Annotated in this window: 23 protein-coding genes; 9 read left to right on the forward strand and 14 right to left on the reverse strand. The window is 60.1% G+C overall.

Annotation, left to right across the window (positions count from 1 at the left end; genetic code table 11):
- The first annotated feature begins 13 nt into the window (after nt 1-13).
- Both AC4HNJ_RS15740 and AC4HNJ_RS15745 read left to right on the forward strand, forming a co-directional pair.
- Entirely contained in the window at nt 14-2,545 is a 2,532-nt protein-coding gene (locus AC4HNJ_RS15740) for a penicillin-binding protein 1A (RefSeq protein ID WP_490480537.1), read from the forward strand.
- A gap of 45 nt (nt 2,546-2,590) precedes the next feature.
- Entirely contained in the window at nt 2,591-3,268 is a 678-nt protein-coding gene (locus AC4HNJ_RS15745; RefSeq protein WP_490480538.1) for a hypothetical protein, read from the forward strand.
- Between the two features lie 181 nt (nt 3,269-3,449).
- On the opposite strand, the gene AC4HNJ_RS15750 is transcribed toward AC4HNJ_RS15745, so the two are convergent.
- The 7 genes from AC4HNJ_RS15750 to rpoZ form a co-directional block, all read right to left on the reverse strand.
- Nucleotides 3,450-4,745: a citrate synthase gene (locus tag AC4HNJ_RS15750; RefSeq protein ID WP_490480539.1), complete on the reverse strand. Its 1,296-nt coding sequence runs from the start codon at nt 4,743-4,745 to the stop codon at nt 3,450-3,452.
- Nucleotides 4,746-4,980: 235 nt separating this feature from the next.
- The gene (locus AC4HNJ_RS15755) at nt 4,981-5,226 is read right to left on the reverse strand and encodes a type B 50S ribosomal protein L31 (protein WP_490480540.1); all 246 of its coding nucleotides are present in this window, start codon (nt 5,224-5,226) and stop codon (nt 4,981-4,983) included.
- A gap of 82 nt (nt 5,227-5,308) precedes the next feature.
- Nucleotides 5,309-6,250, reverse strand: a complete 942-nt coding sequence (locus AC4HNJ_RS15760; protein WP_490480541.1) for a nucleoside hydrolase — start codon at nt 6,248-6,250, stop codon at nt 5,309-5,311.
- A gap of 33 nt (nt 6,251-6,283) precedes the next feature.
- Nucleotides 6,284-8,398, reverse strand: a complete 2,115-nt coding sequence (gene recG / locus AC4HNJ_RS15765; protein WP_490480542.1) for an ATP-dependent DNA helicase RecG — start codon at nt 8,396-8,398, stop codon at nt 6,284-6,286.
- Nucleotides 8,399-8,478: 80 nt separating this feature from the next.
- Nucleotides 8,479-8,862, reverse strand: a complete 384-nt coding sequence (locus AC4HNJ_RS15770) for a RidA family protein (RefSeq protein ID WP_490480543.1) — start codon at nt 8,860-8,862, stop codon at nt 8,479-8,481.
- Nucleotides 8,863-9,049: 187 nt separating this feature from the next.
- A complete protein-coding gene (locus tag AC4HNJ_RS15775) occupies nt 9,050-11,212 on the reverse strand; it encodes a RelA/SpoT family protein (protein WP_490480544.1) in 2,163 nt (720 codons plus the stop codon).
- Between the two features lie 139 nt (nt 11,213-11,351).
- Nucleotides 11,352-11,642: a DNA-directed RNA polymerase subunit omega gene (gene rpoZ, locus AC4HNJ_RS15780; protein ID WP_490480545.1), complete on the reverse strand. Its 291-nt coding sequence runs from the start codon at nt 11,640-11,642 to the stop codon at nt 11,352-11,354.
- A 231-nt stretch (nt 11,643-11,873) separates the two neighbouring features.
- On the opposite strand from rpoZ, the gene AC4HNJ_RS15785 reads away from it, so the two are divergent.
- Nucleotides 11,874-12,683, forward strand: a complete 810-nt coding sequence (locus AC4HNJ_RS15785) for an MlaA family lipoprotein (RefSeq protein WP_490480546.1) — start codon at nt 11,874-11,876, stop codon at nt 12,681-12,683.
- A gap of 114 nt (nt 12,684-12,797) precedes the next feature.
- On the opposite strand, the gene AC4HNJ_RS15790 is transcribed toward AC4HNJ_RS15785, so the two are convergent.
- The 7 genes from AC4HNJ_RS15790 to AC4HNJ_RS15820 all read right to left on the reverse strand — a co-directional run bounded on the left by AC4HNJ_RS15790 (nt 12,798) and on the right by AC4HNJ_RS15820 (nt 17,990).
- Nucleotides 12,798-13,118, reverse strand: a complete 321-nt coding sequence (locus AC4HNJ_RS15790; RefSeq protein ID WP_490480547.1) for an STAS domain-containing protein — start codon at nt 13,116-13,118, stop codon at nt 12,798-12,800.
- Nucleotides 13,099-13,788, reverse strand: coding sequence for an MlaC/ttg2D family ABC transporter substrate-binding protein (locus AC4HNJ_RS15795; protein ID WP_490480548.1), 690 nt, complete (start codon nt 13,786-13,788; stop codon nt 13,099-13,101). Before AC4HNJ_RS15795 ends, AC4HNJ_RS15790 begins: the two co-directional genes overlap by 20 nt.
- Nucleotides 13,789-13,811: 23 nt before the next feature.
- Nucleotides 13,812-14,684: an outer membrane lipid asymmetry maintenance protein MlaD gene (mlaD, locus tag AC4HNJ_RS15800; RefSeq protein ID WP_490480549.1), complete on the reverse strand. Its 873-nt coding sequence runs from the start codon at nt 14,682-14,684 to the stop codon at nt 13,812-13,814.
- A gap of 37 nt (nt 14,685-14,721) precedes the next feature.
- Nucleotides 14,722-15,495, reverse strand: a complete 774-nt coding sequence (mlaE, locus tag AC4HNJ_RS15805) for a lipid asymmetry maintenance ABC transporter permease subunit MlaE (RefSeq protein WP_490480550.1) — start codon at nt 15,493-15,495, stop codon at nt 14,722-14,724.
- Nucleotides 15,492-16,328: an ABC transporter ATP-binding protein gene (locus AC4HNJ_RS15810; RefSeq protein ID WP_490480551.1), complete on the reverse strand. Its 837-nt coding sequence runs from the start codon at nt 16,326-16,328 to the stop codon at nt 15,492-15,494. Before AC4HNJ_RS15810 ends, mlaE begins: the two co-directional genes overlap by 4 nt.
- An 84-nt stretch (nt 16,329-16,412) precedes the next feature.
- Nucleotides 16,413-17,036 carry a guanylate kinase gene (gmk, locus tag AC4HNJ_RS15815; protein ID WP_490480552.1) on the reverse strand — a complete coding sequence of 208 codons (624 nt, stop codon included), beginning with the start codon at nt 17,034-17,036 and terminating at the stop codon, nt 16,413-16,415.
- Between the two features lie 96 nt (nt 17,037-17,132).
- Nucleotides 17,133-17,990, reverse strand: a complete 858-nt coding sequence (locus tag AC4HNJ_RS15820; RefSeq protein ID WP_490480553.1) for a YicC/YloC family endoribonuclease — start codon at nt 17,988-17,990, stop codon at nt 17,133-17,135.
- A 74-nt stretch (nt 17,991-18,064) separates the two neighbouring features.
- Between AC4HNJ_RS15820 and rph the strand changes: the two genes are divergently transcribed.
- The 6 genes from rph to pepQ all read left to right on the forward strand — a co-directional run bounded on the left by rph (nt 18,065) and on the right by pepQ (nt 24,829).
- Nucleotides 18,065-18,793: a ribonuclease PH gene (gene rph, locus AC4HNJ_RS15825; RefSeq protein WP_490480554.1), complete on the forward strand. Its 729-nt coding sequence runs from the start codon at nt 18,065-18,067 to the stop codon at nt 18,791-18,793.
- Nucleotides 18,794-18,796: 3 nt separating this feature from the next.
- Complete coding sequence (gene rdgB / locus AC4HNJ_RS15830; RefSeq protein ID WP_490480555.1) at nt 18,797-19,396, forward strand: RdgB/HAM1 family non-canonical purine NTP pyrophosphatase; 600 nt, start codon at nt 18,797-18,799, stop codon at nt 19,394-19,396.
- Nucleotide 19,397: 1 nt separating this feature from the next.
- A complete protein-coding gene (gene hemW / locus AC4HNJ_RS15835; RefSeq protein ID WP_490480556.1) occupies nt 19,398-20,561 on the forward strand; it encodes a radical SAM family heme chaperone HemW in 1,164 nt (387 codons plus the stop codon).
- A 173-nt stretch (nt 20,562-20,734) separates the two neighbouring features.
- A complete protein-coding gene (locus AC4HNJ_RS15840) occupies nt 20,735-23,104 on the forward strand; it encodes a DUF1631 family protein (protein ID WP_490480557.1) in 2,370 nt (789 codons plus the stop codon).
- Entirely contained in the window at nt 23,101-23,439 is a 339-nt protein-coding gene (locus tag AC4HNJ_RS15845) for a PilZ domain-containing protein (protein ID WP_490480558.1), read from the forward strand. Before AC4HNJ_RS15840 ends, AC4HNJ_RS15845 begins: the two co-directional genes overlap by 4 nt.
- 70 nt (nt 23,440-23,509) lie before the next feature.
- Nucleotides 23,510-24,829 carry a Xaa-Pro dipeptidase gene (pepQ, locus tag AC4HNJ_RS15850; protein WP_490480559.1) on the forward strand — a complete coding sequence of 440 codons (1,320 nt, stop codon included), beginning with the start codon at nt 23,510-23,512 and terminating at the stop codon, nt 24,827-24,829.
- Nucleotides 24,830-24,874: the final 45 nt, after the last annotated feature.

Consider the following 24,874-nt stretch of genomic DNA (forward strand, 5'->3'; position numbering starts at 1 on the left):
TCGCTACAACCACATGACGAGAATTCTCAAGGGACTCCTGCGCTGGCTGCTGATCCTGGGATTCAGCGGGCTCCTGTTGATTACCGCTGCCATCGGGGTGGCCTACTGGCTGGTTTCCCCCCGCATTCCCTCGGTCGCCGTGCTGAAGGATTACCACATGCAGGTACCGCTGCGGGTGGTAAGCGCGGACGGCAAGCTGATTGCCACCTTCGGCGAAACCCGCCGCATCCCGGTAACCATGGACCAGGTACCCGACAAGCTCAAGCATGCTGTGCTGTCCGCGGAAGATGCTGATTTCTATAGCCATCCCGGGGTCGACTGGCGTGGCGTCATGCGCGCGGGCTTGCATGTAGTGCTGTCCGGCGGCAACAAGACTCAGGGTGGCTCGACCATCACCCAGCAGGTCGCCCGCAACTTCTTCCTCAGCCCGGAGAAGCTTTACTCACGCAAGCTCATCGAGATGTTCATCGCCTTGCGTATGGAGAACGAGCTGACCAAGGACCAGATTCTGGAGCTGTACCTCAATAAGATGTTCCTCGGCCATCGGTCCTACGGCGTAGCGGCGGCCGCGGAGTATTACTACGGCAAGCGCCTGGATCAGCTCACGATTGCCCAGTGTGCGTCGATTGCCTCCACATTTCAGTTGCCCTCCGCGGTCAACCCCTTGACCAACATTCCTCGCCTGATCGCCCGCCGCAACTGGGTACTCGGCCAGATGCTGGAGCATCGATACATCAATCAGGCCCAGTATCAGGAGGCTATCAACGCTCCCGATGACGCCGCACCGCACGAACAACCTATCCAGGTGGAGGCCCCGTATCTTGCCGAAATGGCCCGTCTGCAGGCCTTGGACCGGCTGGGTAACGATGCGTTGACAGAGGGTTACGTCGTCAAGACCACCATTGTCAGCGCCCGCCAGGATGCTGCTGTCGCCGCCGTGCGTGACGGTCTGTCCGCTTACGATCACCGGCACGGCTGGCGCGGGCCGGAAGCGCACGAACAACTTTCCCCTGGCGCCACCACTGCGGACTACAGCAACGTCCTGTCCAGCTATATGGATGTCGATGGCATGACGCCCGGGCTGGTGATCGACTCGTCTGCCACCCAAGCCTCGGTTTACTTGCCAGACAAACAAACCATTACGCTGGGCCTCAGCGCAGTGGATTGGGCGCGTCCCTATATCAACGACAGCCGGATGGGCCCAGCCCCCAAGACCGTCGATACTGTGCTGAAGCCCGGCGACATTGTCCGGGTGATCCGCAATGACAAAGGAGACTGGGAGCTTACTCAGATTCCAAAAGCGCAAGCGGCCCTGGTGTCGCTCAATCCCGAAGACGGCGCGATCGAGTCACTGGTCGGCGGCTTCAATTTCCAGCGCAGTAAATTCAATCGCGCCGTGATGGCTGCCCGCCAGCCGGGCTCAAGCTTCAAGCCCTTTATTTATTCGGCCGCCTTCGAACGCGGCTTCACACCCGCTTCCATCATCAACGACGCCCCGCTGGCGCTGCCGGACCCTTCGCAGCCAAACGGATTGTGGACACCAAGCAACGATGACGACAAATTCGCCGGGCCCATGCGTCTGCGCGAGGCGCTGATCGAGTCCAAGAACCTGGTCTCCGTACGCCTGCTGGATGCAATTGGCGTCAGGTACGCGCGCGAATACGTCACCCGCTTCGGCTTTCCGCTCGATGCGCTGCCGAACAATCTTTCGATGGCACTTGGCACGGCATCGGTCTCGCCGCTCAGCATGGCACGCGGTTACGCCGTCTTCGCCAACGGTGGCTATCTGGTCACACCCTATTTCATCAGCGAAATCGATGATCGCGACGGCAAACCTGTGTATGTCGCCAATCCGGCACGCGCCTGTGCCGATTGTCAGGAACGCCTGCTGCAGAACAGTCCTCCGGCAGCGCCGCCCGCAAGCATGCTGACCAATGGTGTGGCAGCAAGCTCAACCAATGCTCCAGCTCCCGCTACCAGTGTGGCCATGGCTGGAGAAACAACCCTGCCTGCGGACGCGCACAACGGTGCGGCAGCTCCGGTGTTGGCCCCTCGCGTGATCGACATCAGGAACGACTACCTGGTGACATCCTTGATGAAAGATGTGATTCAGTCGCCGATGGGCACCGGCTACGCCGCGAAGGCACTCAACCGAACCGACCTTGCTGGCAAGACCGGTTCGACTAACGATCATCGCGACGGCTGGTTTGTGGGATTCAACGGCGATCTATCGACAGCGGTCTGGGTCGGTTTCGATGATTTCGACTCGCTGGGCAGAGGTGAATTCGGTGCCAGGGTGGCGCTACCCATCTGGATGAGCTACATGGGTGACGCGCTAAAAGGGGCACCGGAAAAGTCGCTACCCATGCCGCCTGGTATCACCACCGTGCTCATCAACCGTGAAAGTGGCCTGCCCACATCTCCCGGGGACCCCAACGCCATGCAGGAAATCTTCAAGGTCGAAGATGTCGATCGCCTGCGTAATCAAGCCCAGCAACAACAGCAACAAAACCAGGATCAGCAACAGGCTAACGACATCTTCTGATTTTCCGGTAGTCTAGCGTTGCACGATGCAGCAGAGGGTCGCAGCATGGCACGAGGCGAACACCATCGCATCCACGCGCAAGACCGTGTACAGCGCAACCGGTTGCGCGTCGCCCAAGAGGCGGCGCGCCTGATGAGCGAACATGGCATCCGCGACTTCCATCGCGCCAAGCGCAAGGCTGCTGAACGACTCGGTGTGCTTGACGAGCAGGCGCTTCCCCGCAACCACGAAATCGAACAGGCTCTGCGCGAGCATCAGCGCCTGTTCCAGGCGGACAGTCAACCCCAGTTATTGAGAGAACGACGTGAAGCCGCCGTCGAGGCCATGCGTTTTCTGGAGCGGTTCGAGCCGCGTCTGGTCGGCTCAGTCCTGGACGGCACGGCTGATGCACACTCCGCCGTCTGCCTGCATGTCTTCAGCGATGACCCGGAAGCTGTCGGCATCTATTTGCGCGAACACGGCGTGCCATTCGAGATGCAAACGCGCCGACTGCGCATCAGTCGCGACGAGCAGGCCGAGTACCCGGTACTGCTGTTTGCCGCCGACAGGCTTCCATTCGATATCACGGTGCTTCCCCATAACGCGATTCGGCAGGCACCGCTTGATCGTGTCGACGATAAGCCGATGCGGCGCGCACCGCTGGCATCTGTCGAAATCCTATTGGCTGAAGAAGACAACGAACAAAATGATTTCGAACGCAAGCTGGCAGCCGTGCTTAGGTAAGCAACGACTTCTTTGCCGTTTGACTCGCTATCACCAGGAGCGGTAGCAAGCATTCATTTCGCAGCTGGCATGCCCCCGCTTGGGCCTGCTGCAAAACCGTTATCACCCCACTCATCGCAATGATATGCGACAAAAAAACGCCCGGGTAACCGGGCGTTTTTTATTTACATCGGATGCCAACTCAGCGTTTGTCGATACCCATGTAGTCACGCTTACCCGAACCGACATACAGCTGGCGCGGGCGACCAATGCGCGAACCTGGCGTTTCGTGCTGTTCGATCCAGTGGGCGATCCAACCCGCCGTGCGTGCAATGGCGAACATCACCGTGAACATCTCGGTCGGGATACCCAGCGCCTTATAGATGATGCCGGAGTAGAAGTCGACATTCGGATACAGTTTGCGCTCGACAAAGTAATCGTCCTTCAGCGCCGCCTCTTCCAGCTTCATCGCAACATCGAGCATCGGGTCATTGACACCCAATTCAGCCAGCACCTTATGGCACATCTCACGAATGATCTTCGCGCGCGGATCGAAGTTCTTGTACACGCGATGGCCAAAGCCCATCAGGCGGAAAGTGTCGTTCTTATCCTTGGCCCGCTTGACAGCCGTTTCCACGTTAGCCGGCGAACCAATCTCTTCCAGCATCTTCAGCACGGCTTCGTTGGCACCGCCGTGTGCAGGACCCCACAATGCGGTGATACCGGCCGCGATCGACGCATACGGATTCGCACCCGTGGAGCCGACCAGGCGCACCGTGGAAGTGGAGGCATTCTGCTCGTGATCGGCATGCAGAATGAACAGCAGATCCAGTGCCTTGGCACAAACGGGGCTAAGCTCCAGCGGCTCGCTCGGCACCTCGAACATCATGTGCAGGAAACGATTGACGTATTCGAGGTTGTTACGCGGATAACGGAACGGCCAGCCGATCGAATAGCGATAGCAGGCAGCAGCTATGGTGGGCATCTTCGCGATCAGGCGGATCGCGGCCAGATGCCGGTCCTCCGGATTATCGACATCGAGTTTGTCATGATAGAACGCCGACAGCGAAGCTACCGAAGCCGCCAGCATGGCCATCGGATGCGCGTCATGATGAAAGCCTTTGAAGAAGTCCTTGTGCGACTCGTGCATCATCGTGTGATGCGTGATGTCGTTTTCGAAGGCAGCGAACTGGTTCTTGTTCGGCAAGTCGCCGTTCAACAACAGGTAAGCGACTTCAAGGAAGCTCGACTTCTCTGCAAGTTGCTCGATCGGATAACCGCGATACATCAGCACGCCCTGGTCGCCATCGATGTACGTAATGGCGCTCTTGGTGCTTGCCGTGCTGCCATAACCGGGATCGTACGTGAAGTGGCCGGTGTCCTTGTACAGCGGCGCAATGTCGACGCAGGCGGGCCCCATCGTGCCGGTCAGCAATGGGAGTTCGCTGCTACGGCCGGTGGACTCATCTACCAGCTTGACGGATTTGGAATCGGACACGGAAACCTCCTACGCATGGGTCGCCACCGGGGCAACCGCAAAACGGCAACCAGCCGGCGAGGGAAAGGCGCATCGACGTGGGGAAGCGGCGATGCATCCCACGCATTATCGCACATCGACGTCCAAACGATCCGGTGGTGCATGGTCCGATTGACAACAAGAAAACGCACAAGGCAGGCGCATTGGCCTGCCTTGTGCGGAAAATCAAACCTGCCGGCGACGGCAGTTCGCAGCATTACTTCTGTGCGTAACGACGGCGGAACTTGTCCACGCGACCGCCGCTATCAACGACCTTCTGCTTGCCGGTATAGAACGGATGCGAGTGGCTGGAGATATCCACCTTCACCAGCGGGTACTCGTTGCCGTCTTCCCACTTGACGGTTTCCTTGGTCGCAATCGTCGAACGCGTCAGGAACGCGAACTCGGACGAAAGGTCCTGGAATACCACCGGACGGTAATTCGGATGGATATCGGCTTTCATGACAGGCTCAAAGCGGTGGAGAAAAGAGCGGCATTATAACGATTGCCTCAGGACCCGGTCAAGGTAAGGCATTCTGCAAGCTTCAGGCCTCACCCCCGTCCCCCAGCGCCCGCCGCACCATGGCCGTGAACTTCATCTGATCCAGCTCCAGCACCACATTGGCCCGCGCCGGCAGCCCCAGCCGATCGCCCCAATCAACCACCGTCGCGCCGCGGGTCAGGCGACCATCCAACTCTACGCCCACATGACAACGTTCACTGCGCGCCACTACGGACGCGTCGATCGCAACCGCCATAGCCAATGCGTCGGCAGCAATGATCCGCCGCCGGCCACGGCGCCGATTCGTTTCGCGCGCCACTCGGAACACACGCCCGAAGAACTCGGCGCGATGATCCCCCTGCGCTAGCCATTGGTCGAACGCATCCTCATCGAAAGCGTGCCGCAGGGTCAGCTCCCAATCGACTAGATCGAAGTCAGGGAAACCCTCGAAGACCACGTGTGCCGCCTCCGGATCAAAACCGACATTGAATTCAGCCGGTACGCGTCCGGTATTACCGTGGCCAGTGACCGCACCGCCCATTACCACCAACCGCTTCACACGCTTCGGTAAGGAGGGATCTAGCTTCAACGCCAAAGCGATATTGGTAAGCGGCGCCAATGCCACCAGTGTCACCTCGCCAGGATGCTCATGAGTCAACCGCAGCAGTGCAAGCGCTGCATGCTCATCCGCCACTCGCATCGTCGGCTCTGGAAATCCCACATCACCCAGACCATCGCGTCCATGTACGAATGCCGCATCCTCCTCGGGCAGACGTACCAGCGGATCCGGGCAACCAGCAAAGACAGGCGTGCTGGCACCGACCAGATCCACCAGCGTGCGTGCATTGCGCACCGTATGCGCCAAACCGACGTTGCCCGCTGCAACGCTAAGGCCAAGCACATCGGCGTGGGCGTGCGCCATCAAAATCGCCAACGCATCATCGACGCCGGGATCGGTGTCGATCAGAAGTAGTGGTTTGCTCATGATGTCTCGGGATACCGATCAATTAGGGCTTGTTCACGCGTTTACGTATCGCACTGCACTGCCGATCCAGCGCTCGATCAGGCGAGCCGCCTGTGCGGGATGATGCGCAAGCATTTGCTCGCCAACTTGCTGCACGGCAGGCAGGAGATGGGCATCCCGCGACAGGTCGGCCATGCGGAAACTCAATTGTCCTGTCTGTCGCGTTCCTAGCACTTCGCCGGGCCCGCGCAATTCCAAATCCTTCTCCGCGATACGGAAGCCGTCATTGGTTTCGCGCATCACCTGCAAGCGCTCACGTGCAAGCTGTCCTAACGGTGGCTGGTAAAGCAGCACACAATTGGAAGCCACGGCGCCCCGTCCTACACGTCCACGCAATTGATGCAATTGCGCCAGGCCAAGCCGCTCACTGTTTTCGATGACCATCAGGCTGGCATTAGGCACATCCACGCCCACCTCGATCACGGTAGTGGCAACCAACACGGCCAGTTCGCCAGCCTTGAAAGCATCCATGACCGCTTGCTTTTGCTTGGGCTTCATACGCCCATGGATCAGCCCAACGCGGCAATCCGCCAATGCATGCGTAAGCTCCGCGTGTGCCGCTTCCGCGGCCTGAGCGCGGAGCTGCTCGGATTCCTCGATCAAGGTGCAAACCCAATATACCTGGCGCCCTTCCATGCACGCAGCATGGATACGCTCGATCACCTCCGCTCGTCGGGCATTCGAGATGGCAATGGTTTGCACCGGCGTACGCCCCGGAGGCAATTCGTCGATAGCCGAGATGTCCAGGTCGGCATAAGCGCTCATCGCCAAGGTACGTGGAATCGGGGTCGCGGTGAGTACCAGCTGATGCGGCACGAGTTCGCCTTCCAGCCCTTTGTCGCGCAAGGCCAATCGCTGCTGCACACCGAAGCGATGCTGCTCATCGACAATCACCAGACCCAGATGGGCAAACTCAACACCCTCCTGCATCAGAGCATGCGTGCCAATAACTACCGGGGTGCCCTCTGCCACATGGCGCATCGCCTGCTGGCGCGCCTTCCCCTGCTGCTTACCGGCCAGCCATTCCACTGCAATGCCAAGTGGTTCGAGCCAATGACGAAAGTTGCGTAAATGCTGTTCCGCCAGCAGCTCCGTCGGCGCCATCAAAGCGACCTGATAGCCAGCTTCCACTGCTGACAATGCGGCAGCACAAGCGACGGCCGTCTTGCCGGAGCCCACATCCCCTTGCACGAGGCGAAGCATGGGGCGCGGCGGGCGGATATCGGCAGCCACCTCACTGATAACCCGCTGCTGCGCCGCGGTGAGATGAAACGGTAGCGACGCCAACCAACGACGTCGCAATTCGCCACTCCCATTCAAGACCGGCGCGCGCCGTTCGCGCACGGCCGCACGCAATCGCTTGAGGCTCATATGCTGGGTAAGCAATTCTTCGAATGCCAATCGCTGCTGCGCCGGATGGCGGCCGGAGATCAACTGATCCAAGCCAGCATCGGGAGGCGGCCGGTGCACATAAAGCAACGCCTCATGGAGCGACGTGAGTCCACATTCAGCGCACAAGGTCGTAGGTATCAGCTCCAGCTCTGCCTCGACTGGAAGATGCTGCAGCGCCTTGGCGATGACAGTGCCCAGTCTTTTTTGTCCAAGCCCTTCCGTGGTGGGATACACCGGCGTGAGACGTTCATCGAGCACAACGTTCGCGTCTTCCTGCAGCCGCTGGTATTGCGGATGGACCATTTCCAGACTGCCTGCACCCTGTCGCACTTCTCCATAGCAAAGCAGGCGCACCCCGGGGCGGAGTTGCTCGGCCTGCGCGCGATTGAAATGGAAGAAACGCAGCAACAAGGTGTGCATGACACCGTCACCGATCGCCACCTTGAGCTGCGGGCGGTAACGATAGCCTTTCTCCACCGCTTCCACGGTGCCTACCACCTGCACGCGCGCGCCTGGGCGTAAATCGGCCATCGGCGTCAGATGCGTGCGGTCCTCGTAACGGAGCGGCAGATGAAACCACAGATCCTGCACCCGATGCAGGCCCAGGCGCGCAAGCGCTTCGACCAGCGCGGGGCCGACGCCACCGAGCGCCGTCACCGGTAACTTGCCCGGGTCGTCGGCCATCGCCGTCAGGGATTGAGGTTTTGGAGCAGCCATCGAAACAAGACTAATTGAGCCTGCCAGCCTGGCGAACCGGATTACCAACCGTCATGGCCGGCAGTCCGCATGCAGATCGGTCAATCCAATACCATCACGGCATCCACCTCCACCTGCGCGCCCTTCGGCAACGCGGAAACCTCAATGGTGGAACGCGCCGGATACGGCTGCTGGAAATAGTCGTTCATGACGGCATTGACGGTGGCGAAATTCGCCAGATCCGTCACGTAGATACCCACGCGAACGAATTTTTCGAGCGAGCCGCCGGCCGCCTCAGCAACGGCTTTCAGATTGTCGAACACTCGACGCGTCTGGACGCTGATATCGCCCTCGACCAAGCTGCCGCTGACCGGATCGAGCGGAATCTGCCCGGAAAAATACACCGTATTGCCTGCACGCACGGCCTGCGAATACGGACCAATGGCGGCAGGAGCCTTATCGGTGGAAATGATGGTACGAGACATGAAGATCATCCGTGGGAGCGAAAGCGGAAGTGTAACGCGAGTGCTCCGGCCCCTCGCCGCAAGAAGGCTCGGGAGGTCAATCTTTCTCAATGCGCAGGGACGCAAAACACCGCTCGCAAGCACTATCGTGCTTTCTCACAAACCGCCCCACCCTCACTTACCCGAAAGAGAGAAAACGGCCGTCGCATTACAATGGATAGCGATACGCCCCGCTTACCACGCCCGTTCGACGTACGCGCCGAATCACTTCGGCCAAGTGCTTGCGATTCTTCACCTCGATGGTGAAAAGCAATGTGGCGGCGGCCATGTCACGTTCGACATATTCCACGTTCTCGATGTTGGAGTCAGCGGCGGCGATCGCTGCCGCCACCGTGGCGAGCACGCCTGGGCGATTGATGACCTCAATGCGCAACTCGGCCCGATAATCCCCCTGCACATCGCGATCCCATTCAATCGCCACGCAGCGCTCGGGCGATTTGCGCAACTCGGCCACATTCGGGCATTCCGTACGATGCACGACGATGCCCTTGCCCGGCGACAGATAGCCAATGATCTCATCGCCCGGCAGCGGATGGCAGCAGTTGGCAAAGCTCAGCACCCCGCGCTCGGCGCCGGTGATATGAATCTTTTCCGTAGGATGCGCAACCGATGTTCCGCGCGCACTGGAACCGCGCGAAGTAACGAGCTGGCCCGCAACCTGGTCTGGCATGCGGTTGCCTAATGCTATGTCGGCCAGTAGCTCCTCTAGGCGCTTCAACTTCGACTTATGCAGGAACTTCTCCAGCGCAGCCGGCTGGATGGCATCGAGGCTGGTACCCAGTGCATCCAGCGCGCGATCGAGCATGCGATGTCCGAAATCCACCGCGTCCTCGTGCTGCAGATGCTTCAGATACTGGCGTATGGCAGTACGCGCCTTGCCAGTAACCACAAACTCAAGCCACGCCGGATTGGGTACTGCAGAAGGCGCGGTGATGATTTCCACCAGCTGCCCCGACTCCAATCGCGTGCGTAATGGCAACAGCTTCTTGTCCACGCGTGCCGCCACTGCATGATCCCCCACATCGGTGTGCACGGCGTAGGCAAAATCCAGAGCCGTGGCGTTGCGTGGCAACGAAAGAATGTCGCCGCGTGGGGTAAACAGATAGGTTTCGTCGGGGAACAGGTCGATCTTGACGTTTTCGATGAACTCCGCCGCAGAAGGCGTGTTTGCCTGACTGTCCGCCAGCGCCGAAAGCCATTCGCGTGCACGCGCCTGTGCGCTATTCGCCGGGCCGCTTTCGGTCTTGTAGGCCCAATGCGCGGCGACGCCCCGCTCGGCCACCGAGTCCATTTCTTCCGTGCGTATCTGCACTTCGATCGGGGCACCGAACGGCCCAAGTAACACGGTATGCAGCGACTGATAGCCGTTGGCTTTGGGTATAGCAATGAAATCCTTGAAGCGGCGATCGACGGGTTTGTACAGCGCGTGCACTACACCCAGTGCCATATAACAGCTCATCGCCGTATCGGTGACAACGCGAAAACCATAGACATCCATCAACTGCGCAAAGCTCTTATGCTCATTGCGCATCTTCGAGTAAATGCTCCACGGCGACTTGATGCGTCCCACCACGCGCACCGGAATCTTTTCTTCGACCAGTCGCGCCGTCAGAGCACCTTCGATGCGCCCCATTGCTTCGCGGCGATTGCCCAGCGCTGCCCGGATGCGCTCGCTGATGACTCGATAACGATCCGGATAGAGCGCGCGAAAACCCAGATCCTGCAGCTCCGCCTTGATCTTGTTCATGCCCAGGCGCTGGGCGATGGGTGCATAGATCTCCAGCGTCTCGCGGGCGATTCGACGGCGCGACTCGGCATCCTTGGCGCCAAGCGTACGCATGTTGTGCAAGCGGTCGGCCAGCTTGATCAGGATGACACGCAGATCGCGCGCCATCGCCAGCAGCATCTTGCGGAAGCTTTCCGCATCCGCTTCCTGTCGGCTGGAAAAGCGCATCTTATCCAGCTTGGTCACGCCGTCGACCAATTCCGCGACTGGCTCGCCGAACTCGCCAGCCAGCTCGACGCGCGTCAGCGCCGTGTCTTCCAGCGTGTCATGCAGAATCGCGGCAATGATGGTTTCCGCATCCATGCCGAACTCGGCAAGAATGCCTGCGACCGCGATCGGGTGAGTGATGTAAGGCTCGCCGCTCTTGCGCGTTTGTCCTTCATGGGCAACAGCACCGACCTGATAGGCGCGTAACACTCGCGCGACGTGCTGCTCAGGGAGGTAGGCAAGACGCTCTTTCAGAGCCTGCACATAAGCCGGCAATGTGGCCATATCCTCGGATGCGGGATGTGTGGCCGCCGACATGGTTTCGCGTCGCCCGTTCAGGCGATCGCCTCGCGTTGCGAGGCGGTGGGAGACAGACAAAGGCGGCTGGCGTTCAGCACATATCCGTCTGGACCGGTCTTACCCGGCCAACGACCGTGCTGTCGACAGCCACCATCCATCAATCGTCTCCGCCTTTGGAGAGATCGTCATCCACTTCCTGGGCCGCCCACTCCAACGCTTCACGTTCGGCACGCTCACGTTCGGCGCGATCGATCTCATCGATGGTGATCTGGTCAATGCGACGATCGGCGATTTCACGCAGCGCCAACACCGTCGGCTTATCGTTATCAGGGTTGACGGCAGGGTCGGCGCCCTTGGCAAGCTGGCGCGCGCGCTTGGTCGCCATAAGCACCAGTTCGAAACGGTTGTCGACCACCTCAAGGCAGTCTTCCACGGTAATGCGGGCCATAGGGAAATCCTTGAACAATAAAAACTTATACGGCCTTACAGTTTATCGACGAGCCCCTTGGCTGGCAATGCGACAGGCTCTTATGATATCCGGCTACCCATGCGCCGGCTCGAAACCGGATGGGCGATCGTGCACAATACAGAACTAACAAGTACAATTTTAATCTCCAGACAGTTTGCAGCGGACCCTTTCTCGATGCCCTCCTTGCCTCGCTTCGCCGCAGTAGCCCGCGTGGTTTTCACGATCGCCGTGATGGCCTTCCTTACAGCTTGCGCGATTGCCCCACCGCGTACCGACGATCCGTTGGAAAAATTCAACCGCAAGAGCTACGCATTCAACATGGCGCTGGACACACATGTCCTCCGTCCGGTGGCGGTCGGCTACACCAAGGTCACGCCGAAGCCGGTGCAGACCTCGATCAGCAACTTCTTTACCAACATCAGGCTGCCGATCAGCATCGCCAATAACCTGCTCCAGGCGCGTCCCAGCGACGCCATAACGGATACGGGCCGCTTCCTGATCAACATGACGGTCGGCCTGGCGGGGTTTTTCGATCCTGCCACCAAGATGCAGATCCCGATCAAGGAAACCGATTTCGGCATTACCCTCGCTCGCTGGGGGGTGCCGGAAGGCGACTTCCTGATGGTGCCTCTGCTGGGTCCGTCGACTTTCCGCGACGTCTGGCAATATCCGGTGGATGGTTACCTGTTCGATCCGCTGAGCTATTTCGAAGCTAACCACAAGTTCCATTACGGGCAGTACTACATCCCGGAAGTGGTCTATTTCATCCAGATGCGTGCACAGCTGCTTGATGCCGATAGCTTCCTGAAAACCGCCTACGATCCTTATGCCTTCGTGCGTGACGCATGGCGCCAAAGCCGCCTCAACAAGATCTACGACGGCAATCCACCCGCAGACGTGATGCTGAAATTGCAGCAAGGCGGCGCGGGGCAGAATCAAAACTTCGATCCCGAAGAGCTGCTCAAGCAACAGCAGCAGTGGGAGCAGCAGCAAAAGCAGCAAAAATCCGGTGGCACATAACGTGACGAGCGTTATTGACTTCTCGTTATGGCGCAATGCTTAAACCCATCAGAGACAAAAAACGGGGCCCATCAGAGCCCCGTTTTTTTATGCCTGCACGCATGCATGCGGCATTCAGTGCAATAGCGCTTCTACACCACATACCTGTGCAAGTGCCTGCATGCCAGCCGGCACATGGCGCGCGGTAATTTGATGTCCGTGCTGATCAGCCTCCGAAAGCGCTGCCAATACGCAAGCCAGACCGGCGCTATCACAGCTGGTCACAGCCGAAAGATCCAGCTGATGACGATCGCCATGCTCAAAGGCAGAGCGCAGCGCAGTGAGCGCGGCCGCCGCCGTGCCGAAGTTCAACACACCGGATACCGAAACGGTATCCGGTGTGTCTATGGCGACTCGGAAGCCCGAGCCAGGGGAATTATTTGCCACCCGTCGCACGGCCTTTGTTTTCCTGTTCCATCTGCTGGAGAGCCTTGCCCCCCTGCGTTTCGAGATCGGCAATGAGCTTGTCGAGACCTTCCTTCTTGATCTCTGCGTCCACCTGGTTGCGATAGTTGGTGATGTAGGAGATGCCTTCGATGATCACATCGTAAGCCTTCCACTGCCCATCAGCCGTCTTATGAAACACGTAGTTCACCGCCAGCGTCTTGCCATCGCTGGTGGTCACCTGCGTACGTACCACGGTGTACTTGTCATTGAGTTCGCCATTGAAGGGCAGAACCTTCACCGTACCTTTGGTGTAGCTCAGCAAACCATCCGCGTAACGGTTGGTCAACGAGTTATAAAACGCTTTGGCAAAGCGTGCGCGCTGTTCCGGCGTCGCCTGGCGTGCATGCATGCCAAGTACCAGAATCGATGCCCAATCAGTATCGAAATGCGGCAGGAAGATCTTGTTTATCAGCGCGACGAGTTTGGGCTTGTTGTTTTGCAGCTCTGCCTTGTGATCGGCGATCTGTGTATCGAGATCATGGGTGATCTGCTCAACGACAGCTTGCGGCGTCGATGCATTGGACGACTGCGAGCTCGATGCGCTCTGCGCGAAGGCCGGTGCCGCGATGACGGCGCAGCCCAGGGCGATGGCGGTGGCAATAGCCAGATGACGCAACATGGAACACTCCTCGTAAGGCCGGCTCAATGCTTGCCGGCAGGGGTATTGGACGAACCGTTGCCACCGGCGTTGTTGCCGCCGCTGGGCGAACCATTCACCAGGAACTTGCCGATCAGGTCTTCCAGCTGCACCGCCGACTGCGTCAGCACGAGCTGGTCACCATCCTTGAGCGAAGTCGGCGAGCCACCAGGTTGAATCGCAACATACTGGCTGCCAATCAAACCACTGGTGAATATCGCTGCTGCCGAATCATCAGGAATCTGGTTGTATTTCTTGTCGATAGCCAGCGTCACTGCCGCATCGAGCTTGGTCGGATCCGCCTTGATGGCAGAGACCGTGCCGATGGCCACACCGGCCATCTTGACCGGCGCGCCTACCGACAGCGTGCCGACATTGGTGAAGTCAGCCTTCACTGAATAGGTGCCGCCGATGGCGTCGGCGACGCCACCGGCCCCGAGGAACTTACCGAGCATCTCCTCAAGTGGCTGGGTTGATTTGGTCAACATCAAGTGACCGCCATTGGCAAGATACGTTTTCGCATTGCCGAACTGCAGTCCTACGTACTGATCGCCCAGCAGACCGCTGGTATAGATCGTTGCCACCGAATCAGCCGGAATCTGGCTGAAGGTCTTCTCGATCGACAGCTTTACGTCGGCCACATCCTTGCCGGGTTCGAGCGTGATGGACTGCACCTGGCCGACGCGCACGCCCGCCACCTTCACCGGCGCACGCTGCTTGAGCTGGCCGATATTGGTGAATTGTGCGTCGACGGTATAGCTCGCGCCCTGATGCGTGCTGACGACCGAGGTGGTTTGCGTGGCCAAATAAGCCAGCGCAGCAAATCCGAATACGATGAACAGGCCGGTGCCGACGGCATAGGATTTTCTCTGGCTCACGGCGAGGTCCTCAAATAAAAGCAGTGGGTCATGACGGTCACATCAGGAAAGCGGTAAGCACGAAGTCCAGCGCGAGAATCGCGATGGAGGAAGTCACCACGGTACGTGTCGTGGCATAAGCCACGCCCTCGCTGGTGGGTGGCGTGGTGTATCCCTGGAATACGGCAATCAGCGAGACCACCGAACCGAACACCAGGCTCTTCCACACCACACCGTTGATCACGTCATCCCACACGTCTACGTTCGAGATCATGTTGGACCAGAACGTACCGTTGTCGACGCCCAGCCAGTTCACCGCAACGAGGTGACCGCCAAAAATACCCAAGGCGCAGAACACGCAACACAGCAGCGGCATGGCAATGAGACCGGCAAGGAAACGCGGCGCGACGACATAGGCAATCGGATCGACCGCCATCATTTCCATGGCAGCAATCTGATCGGTCGCACGCATCAGGCCAATCTCCGCCGTAATCGACGTGCCTGCGCGACCGGCAAACAACAAAGCCGTCACCACGGGTCCCAATTCGCGATAAATCGCCAGCGCCACCACCGAACCGGTGGCCGACGTGCCGCCGAAAATCGACAACACATGATAAAGCTGCAAGGCCAGCACCATGCCGATGAACAACCCGCAGGTCATGATGATGGTGAGGCTCATCGCACCGACGAACCACAATTGACGCACCGTCTCGCGCGCATACCTCAGGCTGAGCGGAAGCGACGCCAATATTCGCAGCAGAAAGATTCCGCAATGGCCGATCTGCGCCAACGACTGCAGCACAACGTTTCCGCTATCTGTCCGTGTGCTCATGCCATACCCTGCTTGAAACCGAGAGCCTGCGCATAATCACCGGCCGGGTATTGAAACGGCACAGGACCGTCCACTTCACCACCAAAGAATTGGCGCGTCCAGGGAGAATCCTCTTCGGCAATGACCTTAGGGTCGCCCTGTGCCACCACTTTGCCGTTGGCGATCAGGTAGACATGATCAGCGACTTGCTTGATCGCATCCAGCTCATGCGCCACCAATACGCTGGTAATACCGAGCGTCTCGTTGAGCGTCCGGATTAACTTGAGCACCTGGTTGAGCGCGATCGGATCCAGTCCCACGAACGGTTCGTCGTAAAGAATCAGCATGGGATCGAACACGATCGCACGAGCCAGCGCCACGCGCCGCGCCATGCCACCGGAAAGCTCGCTGGGCATCAATGACGCCGCGCCACGCAAACCCACTGCCTGCAGCTTGGTCAGCACGATGTTGCGTATCAGCACTTCCGGCAAACGGGTGTGCTGGCGCAGCGGGAACGCCACGTTTTCGAACACATCGAAATCCGTCAGCAGCGCGGAATTCTGGAACAGATAGCCGATGCGTTCGCGCAAATCGAACAGCGCCTCGCGCGATAGTTCCGGCACATTGAGCCCATCCACCCTTACCTCGCCCACCTTGCCCCTCATCTGGCCGGTGATGTGCTTGAGCAGCGTGGTCTTGCCGGTACCGCTGGGACCCATGATGGCCGTGACCTTGCCGCGCGGGATATCCAGGTCCAGTGCATCGAACACACTCTTACCGTTGAGCACCGTGGTGAGGCCACGGATGCGCACCAGGGTACGATCGTCGGACTTGGCTTGGACGGTATCGGTCATGGGCAATGGGCGCGGGGGAAAGTGTTCAAGTTAACTGAACTGCCAGCCTAATGCCATACAGTCCAGTACAGTAATGATCTGAATTCAGGTGTCCGTCAGCAGCTCACGGATCAAGGTTTCGTGACGCTGACACTGCAGGGCACTGCGCTGGCGCACCGCCCGCACGATGGCTTGAAGCGTATCCAACGCCTCTTCGAACCGGTCGTTGACGATGATGTAGTCGAACTCGTGCGCATGCGCGATCTCCCCGCGCGAATTGCGTAGCCGGCGCTCGATCACTTCCTCGCTATCGGAACCACGACCACGCAGCCGGCGTTCCAGTTCGGTGCGCGACGGCGGCAGGATAAACACGTTGACGCAATCAGGCTTGGCCCGGCGCACCTGCGCCGCCCCCTGCCAGTCGATCTCCAACAGCACGTCCCTTCCCTGCTGAAGAAGCTCCTGCACGGTCTTGCGCGACGTGCCGTAGAAGTTGCCATGAACTTCAGCATGTTCGAGAAAGATGCCCTCATCCACCTCACGCTCAAAAGCGGTCCGTTCCACAAAATAATAGTGTCGGCCGTACTGCTCGCCCGGACGAGGCGGGCGCGTCGTATGGGAGATCGAAAGCGAAATATCCGGTTCACGCTCAAGAAGTGCGTTGACCAGCGTGGACTTGCCTGCCCCAGAAGGCGCGGCAACGATGAACAACGTGCCGTCAACAGACATGCGCCAGCGTCTCCCTGGCTGCATTCCGGTGACGGTGCGTCTCCTGCGAGGGAAAACGCAAGCCGATAAAGCCTTTCGCACTGAAGACGATCGCCTTCATTCGATGTTCTGCACTTGTTCGCGCATCTGTTCAATCAGCACCTTCAGCTCGACCGCTGCGTTCGTACTGCGCGCATCGACCGATTTCGAGCCCAAGGTATTCGCCTCGCGATTGAACTCCTGCATGAGAAAATCCAGGCGCCTGCCCACCGGCTCCTTCAGGTCGAGCACACGACGCGTTTCTGCGATGTGCGTGCTGAGACGATCCAGCTCCTCATCCACGTCGGCACGAGTAACCTGCAGCAATAGTTCTTGCTCAAGACGGCCCGGATCGACAGGCTGCTTCAGATCAGCCAGCCGTGATTCAAGCCTGGCACGCAAAGCCACGCGAATCTCCGGCACCCAGCTTCGTACATCGGTCACGATGCGTTCGATAGCATCCAGCCGCTCGCGCAAGATATCGCCTAATTTGGCGCCCTCGCGCTCCCGGGTGGCCGTGAATGCATCCAGCGCACGGTCCAGCACCTCCAGCAAAGCAGCTTGCTGCGCCTCCGGATCCATTTCCGCATGCTGCAACACCCCCGGAAAACGCAGCAACTCCGTAAATTCGATACGCATGCGCGGAAACCGGGCCTCCATATCCAGCGCCAGCTCCGACAGACGATTCACCATCGCGCTATCGACTTGCAGCGATTCACCGCGCGACTCCCCTCGGCGCACGATCACGTCCACCTTGCCGCGAGATAACCGGCCGGTGATCCGTTCGCGCAAAGCCGACTCGAAAACACGCATGTCTTCCGGCAGGCGCGGGCTGAGTTCGAGATAGCGATGATTGACTGCGCGCAGCTCGCACGTCAGCGCCCCTGAGGATGTGGCAACGTCGGCGGAAGCATAGGCGGTCATGCTACGGATCATGGATGCTGGGGTCCCAGTCGGTAGGGAAAGAGGCCAATGGTAAACTGTCCCACCCTCACTTGCCCAACAAGCTTATGACTGTGTCCCGCCCAAGCGGTCGCGCTAGTGACCAGTTGCGCAGCATCACCATCGAACGCCACTACACCCGCCATGCCGAGGGTTCGGTGCTGATCGCCTTCGGTGATACCCGTGTGCTTTGCACCGCCAGCATCGAAGATCGCCTGCCTCCCTGGTTGCGCGGCAAGAACGAAGGCTGGGTCACCGCCGAATACGGCATGCTGCCCCGCGCCACCTCCACCCGCACGCAACGCGAAGCGACGCGTGGCAGCCAAGGTGGCCGCACCATGGAAATCCAGCGTCTGATCGGCCGCAGCCTGCGCGCCTGCGTGGATCGCCAGGCACTCGGCGAACGCGTGATCACCTTGGACTGCGATGTGCTACAGGCCGATGGCGGCACACGTACGGCGGCCATCACCGGCGCCTACGTGGCGCTGGTTGATGCCGTGAATGTATTGATGAAACGTGAGAATCTGCGGCGCAATCCGATCCTCGGTGCCGTGGCCGCGATCTCGGTCGGCATCTACCAGGGCATGCCAGTGCTCGACCTCGATTACGCCGAGGATGCCAACTGCGATACCGACATGAACATCGTGATGAACGACGGTGGCGGCATCATCGAAGTGCAAGGCACCGCTGAAGGCCATGCATTCCGCCGCGACGAGATGGATACCATGCTCAACCTTGCGGAAAAAGGCATCGCCGAGTTGATCGGTCTGCAACGCGCGGCGCTTGAGCTAGGCTGACCCGTGCAACGTATCGTTCTCGCGAGCAGCAATCGCGGCAAGCTTGCCGAGTTCAACGCGCTGCTCGCCGGCAGCCGTTTCGAAGTCATCCCACAAGCAGAACTAGGGGTGGAAGACGCCGAAGAAACCGGCCTCACGTTCGTTGAAAACGCCTTGCTCAAGGCCCGGCACGCTGCACGCGTCACCGGACTGCCTGCGCTGGCCGACGATTCGGGTTTGTGCGTGCCCAGGCTGCGTGGCGCCCCCGGTCTCTACTCCGCACGCTACAGCGGGGTACATGGCGATTCGGCCGCGAACAATGCGCGCTTGCTGGGTGAACTCGATGGCGTACCACCCGAGCAACGCAATGCGTTTTTCATCTGTGTGCTGGCCTTGCTCTGGCATGCCGACGATCCGGCGCCGCTTATCGCGGAAGGCCGCTGGCATGGCCGCGTGCTCGATGGGGCACGCGGCACGCGCGGCTTCGGCTATGACCCTCTGTTTCTACCGCACGGCCAATCCGCCAGTGCCGCCGAACTCGAACCTGAAATCAAGAATCGGCTGAGCCATCGCGGGCAGGCTATGGCTAAGCTGCACACGCGCATTGCCGAATGGCATGCCTGACATGTCGTTGATCGCACCCCCGCTGGCGCTCTACGTCCACATGCCGTGGTGTGTAAAAAAATGTCCGTACTGCGATTTCAATTCGCACGGCTTGCGCGGTGAGCCGCCCTACGCGCAGTACGTCGAGGCCCTGCTGGCCGATCTGGACGCCGATCGCCTCGATTTCGACCAAGCGTGGCCCGATCGCCCCATCATCAGTGTGTTCTTTGGCGGCGGCACGCCAAGCCTGTTCGCCCCCGACCTGATCGCGCGCTTTCTCGACGCTGCACGCGCACGCCTTCGTTTTATGGAGTCGTGCGAAGTCACCTTGGAAACCAATCCAGGAACCGTCGAACACGGTCGTTTCGATGGCTATCTTGCAGCCGGCGTCAATCGCATTTCCTTCGGCATCCAAAGCTTCGACGACGATAAACTCAGGCGCCTGGGCCGCATCCACTCGTCTGCTGAAGCAGAGGTCGCGGTGAAGTCCGCGCAAGATGCGGGCTTCGACAACATCAATCTCGACCTGATGTATGCACTGCCAGAGCAAACGCTGTCCGGGGCATTGAGCGATGTAGATCGCGCAATAGCGCTGCAGCCAACGCACATGTCCCATTACCAGCTTACGTTGGAACCCAACACGGTCTTCGCCGCCCATCCGCCGCCGCTACCGGACGACGATGCCGCCTGGGCCATGCAGGAGGCCTGCGAAAGCCGGCTGGCCGAAGCCGGCTACGCGCAATATGAGGTTTCCGCCTATGCCCGGCCCGGACGGCGGTGTGAGCACAACCTCAATTACTGGCGTTTCGGCGATTATCTCGGCCTGGGCGCTGGCGCACATGGCAAGCTCACCGATGTGTCCACCGGACAAGTACTGCGCCGCTGGAAAATCCGTCATCCCAACGCCTACCTGGGAGCCGCCGGCACACCCACCCGCCTGGGGGGGCATGCCGCCGTGCCGGTCGATGAGCTGCCCTTCGAATACATGCTCAATGCCCTGCGCCTGATCGATGGCGTGCCCCTGGACGACTTCAGCGCCCGAACCGGCCTGCCCCTGGACCGGATCGCCAGTGCCCTGCTCGCCGGGCACCAAAAAGGCTGGCTCGAAGACGATCCCCGACATTTGCGCACCACACCACTTGGGCAACGCTTCCTCAACGACGTCATTGCCAGCTTCCTGGAGTAATTCCTTTCGTTCGCTGCTCAAAACCGAAGAATCACGGGCAAAGCATGCCCTGGTTGCCGGCCCTCCGTGCCGCCCCCCTTCGGGAACGGAAAGCCCGCTTAGCGCACCGCTCATGACGGAGCTCTCCAACCGGCATACACTGCCTATCGGGGAACTTAAGGGGATTGCATGCCATGGATGTCGAGCCGAGGGTCCATCCACCGTCTGGCCGCCGTGCCGATCTCGGGCGGATGCCTCTGCGCGTGCGCAAATTGATCGATACGGCCTGCACGCTATGCGATCACTGGGTCGAACCCACCTTGCGGATATGCCTGGATCGCTTCGACAAGCGCCTTTACGAACAGGCTGAAAAATCACGCAACCATCTCGAACAGCAACGCTGCTTTGACAGCCGCAACCTGCTGCAACATGGACGCGCTGCACTGATCCAGGCGTTCGCTGCAAAATTGCGCGAGAGCTTCGAGCATATGGGTGAAGCAGATGGCGAGCAGGATTCGCAACCGCTGAGCCTGCAGTCACTCACCTTGCTAGACCGCACGGAACATGAGCTGACCGCCGCACTCGACAAACTCGCCGCGCGTAGCGAGGCCAAGAATGGCCCCATTCTGTACGAACTTTCCTACCGGCTCGCCGTGCTGGTGGCGTCAGCGCCCCTGGAAGGCAAACAGCTGCCACTCGGACCGCAGAACATGGCGCACATCTTGCGCGTGGTCAGCGATCCACTCAGCCTGCCGCTTGAACATCGCCTGATGTTGTTAGAGGTCTTCGAAACCAGCGTCAGCGGCACCTTGGTTTCCCTCTATGAGGGCATCAACGCCAAATTGCTTGCTGACAATATTCTTCCGCAGCTGCGTCCATTCGCCGCCGCAAGGCCCAGCCATGGTCCTGCGCACGCCGGCGCACCGACGGCCACCGCGGCTACGCCAGCAACACCGCCTCCCAGCACGACCGAACGCAACAGCAGCGAACCCATTGCAGTGCTCGAAACCTTGCGCGACCTGCTTGCGCGGCAGCGCGTCGCGTCATACGGTCCGGCACCTTCGGCCAGCGGGCGCACGGCTTCGCTCGACGAACTGCAAGTAGCGCTGTCGGCGCTGCAGCAACACATGATTCAGGTCACCGATCGCACGAGCAAGGAACTGCGCAGCGCGCAGCGCCTGCATGAAGAACTGCTGCAACAGCTCAATGTCGGCCTGCCGCCCGGCGCACCACGCACGCAGCTCACGCCCGAGCAAGGCGATACGGTGGAGCTGGTCGCGATGCTGTTCGAGCAGCTCGCGCAACAACTGCATCACGGCCCGGATGCAAACGCGCTGCTGGGCAATCTGCAACTTCCATTGCTGCGCCTGGCGTTGACCGACCACAACTTTTTCGATCAGCGCGAGCATCCGGGACGCCAGCTGCTAGGCAAGGTCGCCGAAACGATCGATGACTGGCTGGACGGCCCGAATGGTGAAACCGACCATCAGCTGCTCGCCAAACTCAGCCAACTGGTGGAGCGCACGCAGCGCGAACCGCCCACGGCAGGCCTCTATACCAGTCTGCTGGCGGATATCGAATACCATCTCGGCCAACTGGCGCGCAAAGCACAAACGACAGAACGACGCCATATCGAAGCGATGCAAGGTCGCGAGCGGCTTGAGCAAGCTCGTCAACGCGCCGATGAATTGATGGCCGAACGCTTCGCAGTGACTTCACCACGCGGACTGCTGCGCACCTTGCTCGAACGCGCATGGACCGACGTGCTGGCATTGACACTGCTTCGCCACGGTGAGCACAGCGATGCCTTCCGCCATCAACTGCGCATTACCGACCAACTGCTCGGTCAGTTCCCGGTGAACGACGCGGCCGTGCTACGCCAGGAAGTCGAAACCGGCTTGCAGCAAATCGGCATGCATGCCGATGAAGCCGAACAGGTCGCGCAACGATTGATCAGTGTGGAAACGCCGGCCCCTGTCGACGCGCCCGTCACGGTGCTGGATATCCCTGCTCCCAAACCCACCGCCGAGCCGGCCGCCAAAACACCATCCGAACCACCTGCGCCATCGCCCACTACTCCGCCGGTCACCGCTGCCAAGCCGCCATCCGCCACGGCACGTACCGTCGAACCACCCAGTGCGACCGATCTTGCCATCCGTCTCAAGCAGCGCCAGCGCCTGGGCGAACAACGCAGCCAGGAACCGGCCGCAACGCCCACGCAAGCTGCCGTGGTGCCGCCGCTCGGTTTGCGCGAGGCACGCATCCATAATCGCCTGCGTCAGCTTCCGTTCGGCACATGGTTCGAATTCACCGACCAAGCCACCGGCAAGTCCACGCAATACAAGCTGGCGTGGTTCTCGCCGGTATCCGGCAATAGCCTGTTTGTAAATCGCCGCGGCCAACGCAGCGATATGATGAATTTGCAAGAACTCGCACGCGCCATTGCCGATGGACGGGTACGCGAACTGTCCCAGCACCAGGAAAATCTGCTCGACCGCGCCTGGCATGCGTTGACCGCTAGCCTGCTACGGCCCACTGCGCCCCTGCCGGAAGCCCACTCATGACGACGCCCGAACAACGTCGCGCCCCGCGCAAGCGTCCGTATTACAGCGTGACGGTGACCGATACGATCACTGGCCAGCCGCTTGGGCATCTGGGCAATCTTTCCGTGAATGGCATGCTGTTGATCGGCCAACACACGCCACGTGGCGAGGCGGTGTATCAGGTCAGCCTGCCCTTGCCGTCCCAGGATGGCAGCATGCAGAGCATTGAAGTCGGTATCCAGGAGCAATGGCACGAACCCGCCGCCACCCCCGGGCAAATATGGTGCGGCTATCGCATCATCGCCATCGGCAATGCCGATGCGGTGCAACTGGAGCACTGGCTGCAGCAGGCCTGACGACGAAGCCGCGAAGCCGATGGCGTTAGACTGGCCGACTTGAGACACCGCCAGTTTGGAACGCCCCTCCATGAGCCACGATCTCGCTTCGCTGTACCCCCAACACGTCGCCACCCTGCGTCAGCGTGCGGACAAAGCACTGGCCCTGGGCGGTTTCGATCATCTGCTGGTGGCTGCCAGCACACCTCTGCGCAAATTTCTGGACGATCAGGATTACCCCTTCGTCGCCAACCCTCATTTCCGTCACTGGTTGCCACTGACCAACGCGCCAGGCAGTTGGCTGGCGTATACACCGGGCAGCAAACCGAGACTGATCTTCGTGCAGCCGCGCGATTACTGGCACGTTGTGCCTGCTGCGCCCAGCGGCTACTGGGTCGATCAGTTCGACATCACCATCGTGCGCACCCATGCCGAAGCCGTTGCAGCGCTGCCCCAGGGGCACCGCGCCGTGATCGCTCCCGAATGCCCCAGCATCGAGGGCGTCGAGGTCAACCATCCGCCGGCCGTGCTCGATTACCTGCACTGGCATCGCAGTTACAAGACACCCTACGAGCTTGAACTGATGCGCGAAGCCAGTCGTATCGGAGCACGCGCGCACCGGGCCGCGGAACAAGCCTTTCGCAGGGGTGAAAGCGAGTTCGGCATTCATATGGCCTATCTCGCTGCCGCCGGACAGATCGATGCGGAGCTGCCTTACGCCAGCATCGTCGGCCTCAACGAACACGGCGCCGTTCTGCACTACACCCACTTTGACCGCACGCCGCCGACACAGAGCCGTTCGTTTCTGATCGATGCAGGCGCTAGCGCAGCCGGCTATGCCAGCGACATCACGCGCACCTACGCTGCCTCCGGCCATCAAGCATTCCAAGCCCTGATCGACAGCGTCGAACGTGCACAGCAAGGTTTCGCTGGGAAAGTGAAGGCCGGGCAAAGCTATCCGGAATTGCACATTCACGCCCATCACGTGCTGGCCGAGGTATTGCGCGAACACGGCCTGATCCGCGCGAGCGCCGAAAGCGCGGTGCAATCCGGCATTACCTCGGCCTTTTTCCCGCATGGCCTCGGCCATCCGATCGGCCTGCAAGTGCACGACGTCGCCGGCTTCCAGGCCAGCGAACACGGCGGCAACATACCGCGTCCCGAAGGTCATCCCTATCTGCGCATGACGCGCGTACTTGAGCCCGGCATGGTCGTCACGATCGAACCAGGCCTGTATTTCATCGATATGCTGCTGGAAGAACTGCGCGGCAAACCGGCGGCTGCAGATATCGACTGGAACAAAGTCGACGCCCTCCGTCCTTACGGTGGCATCCGCATCGAAGATGATGTGGTTTGCACTGAGGGCGAACCGGAAAACCTGACACGCGATGCGTTTGCGCTGACGGACTAGCCCTACCACTCAACCGCCTTCGCGCGGGCGTGGTTCTCCTTGCGC

This window comes from Dyella sp. SYSU CM1112, from assembly GCF_058216415.1.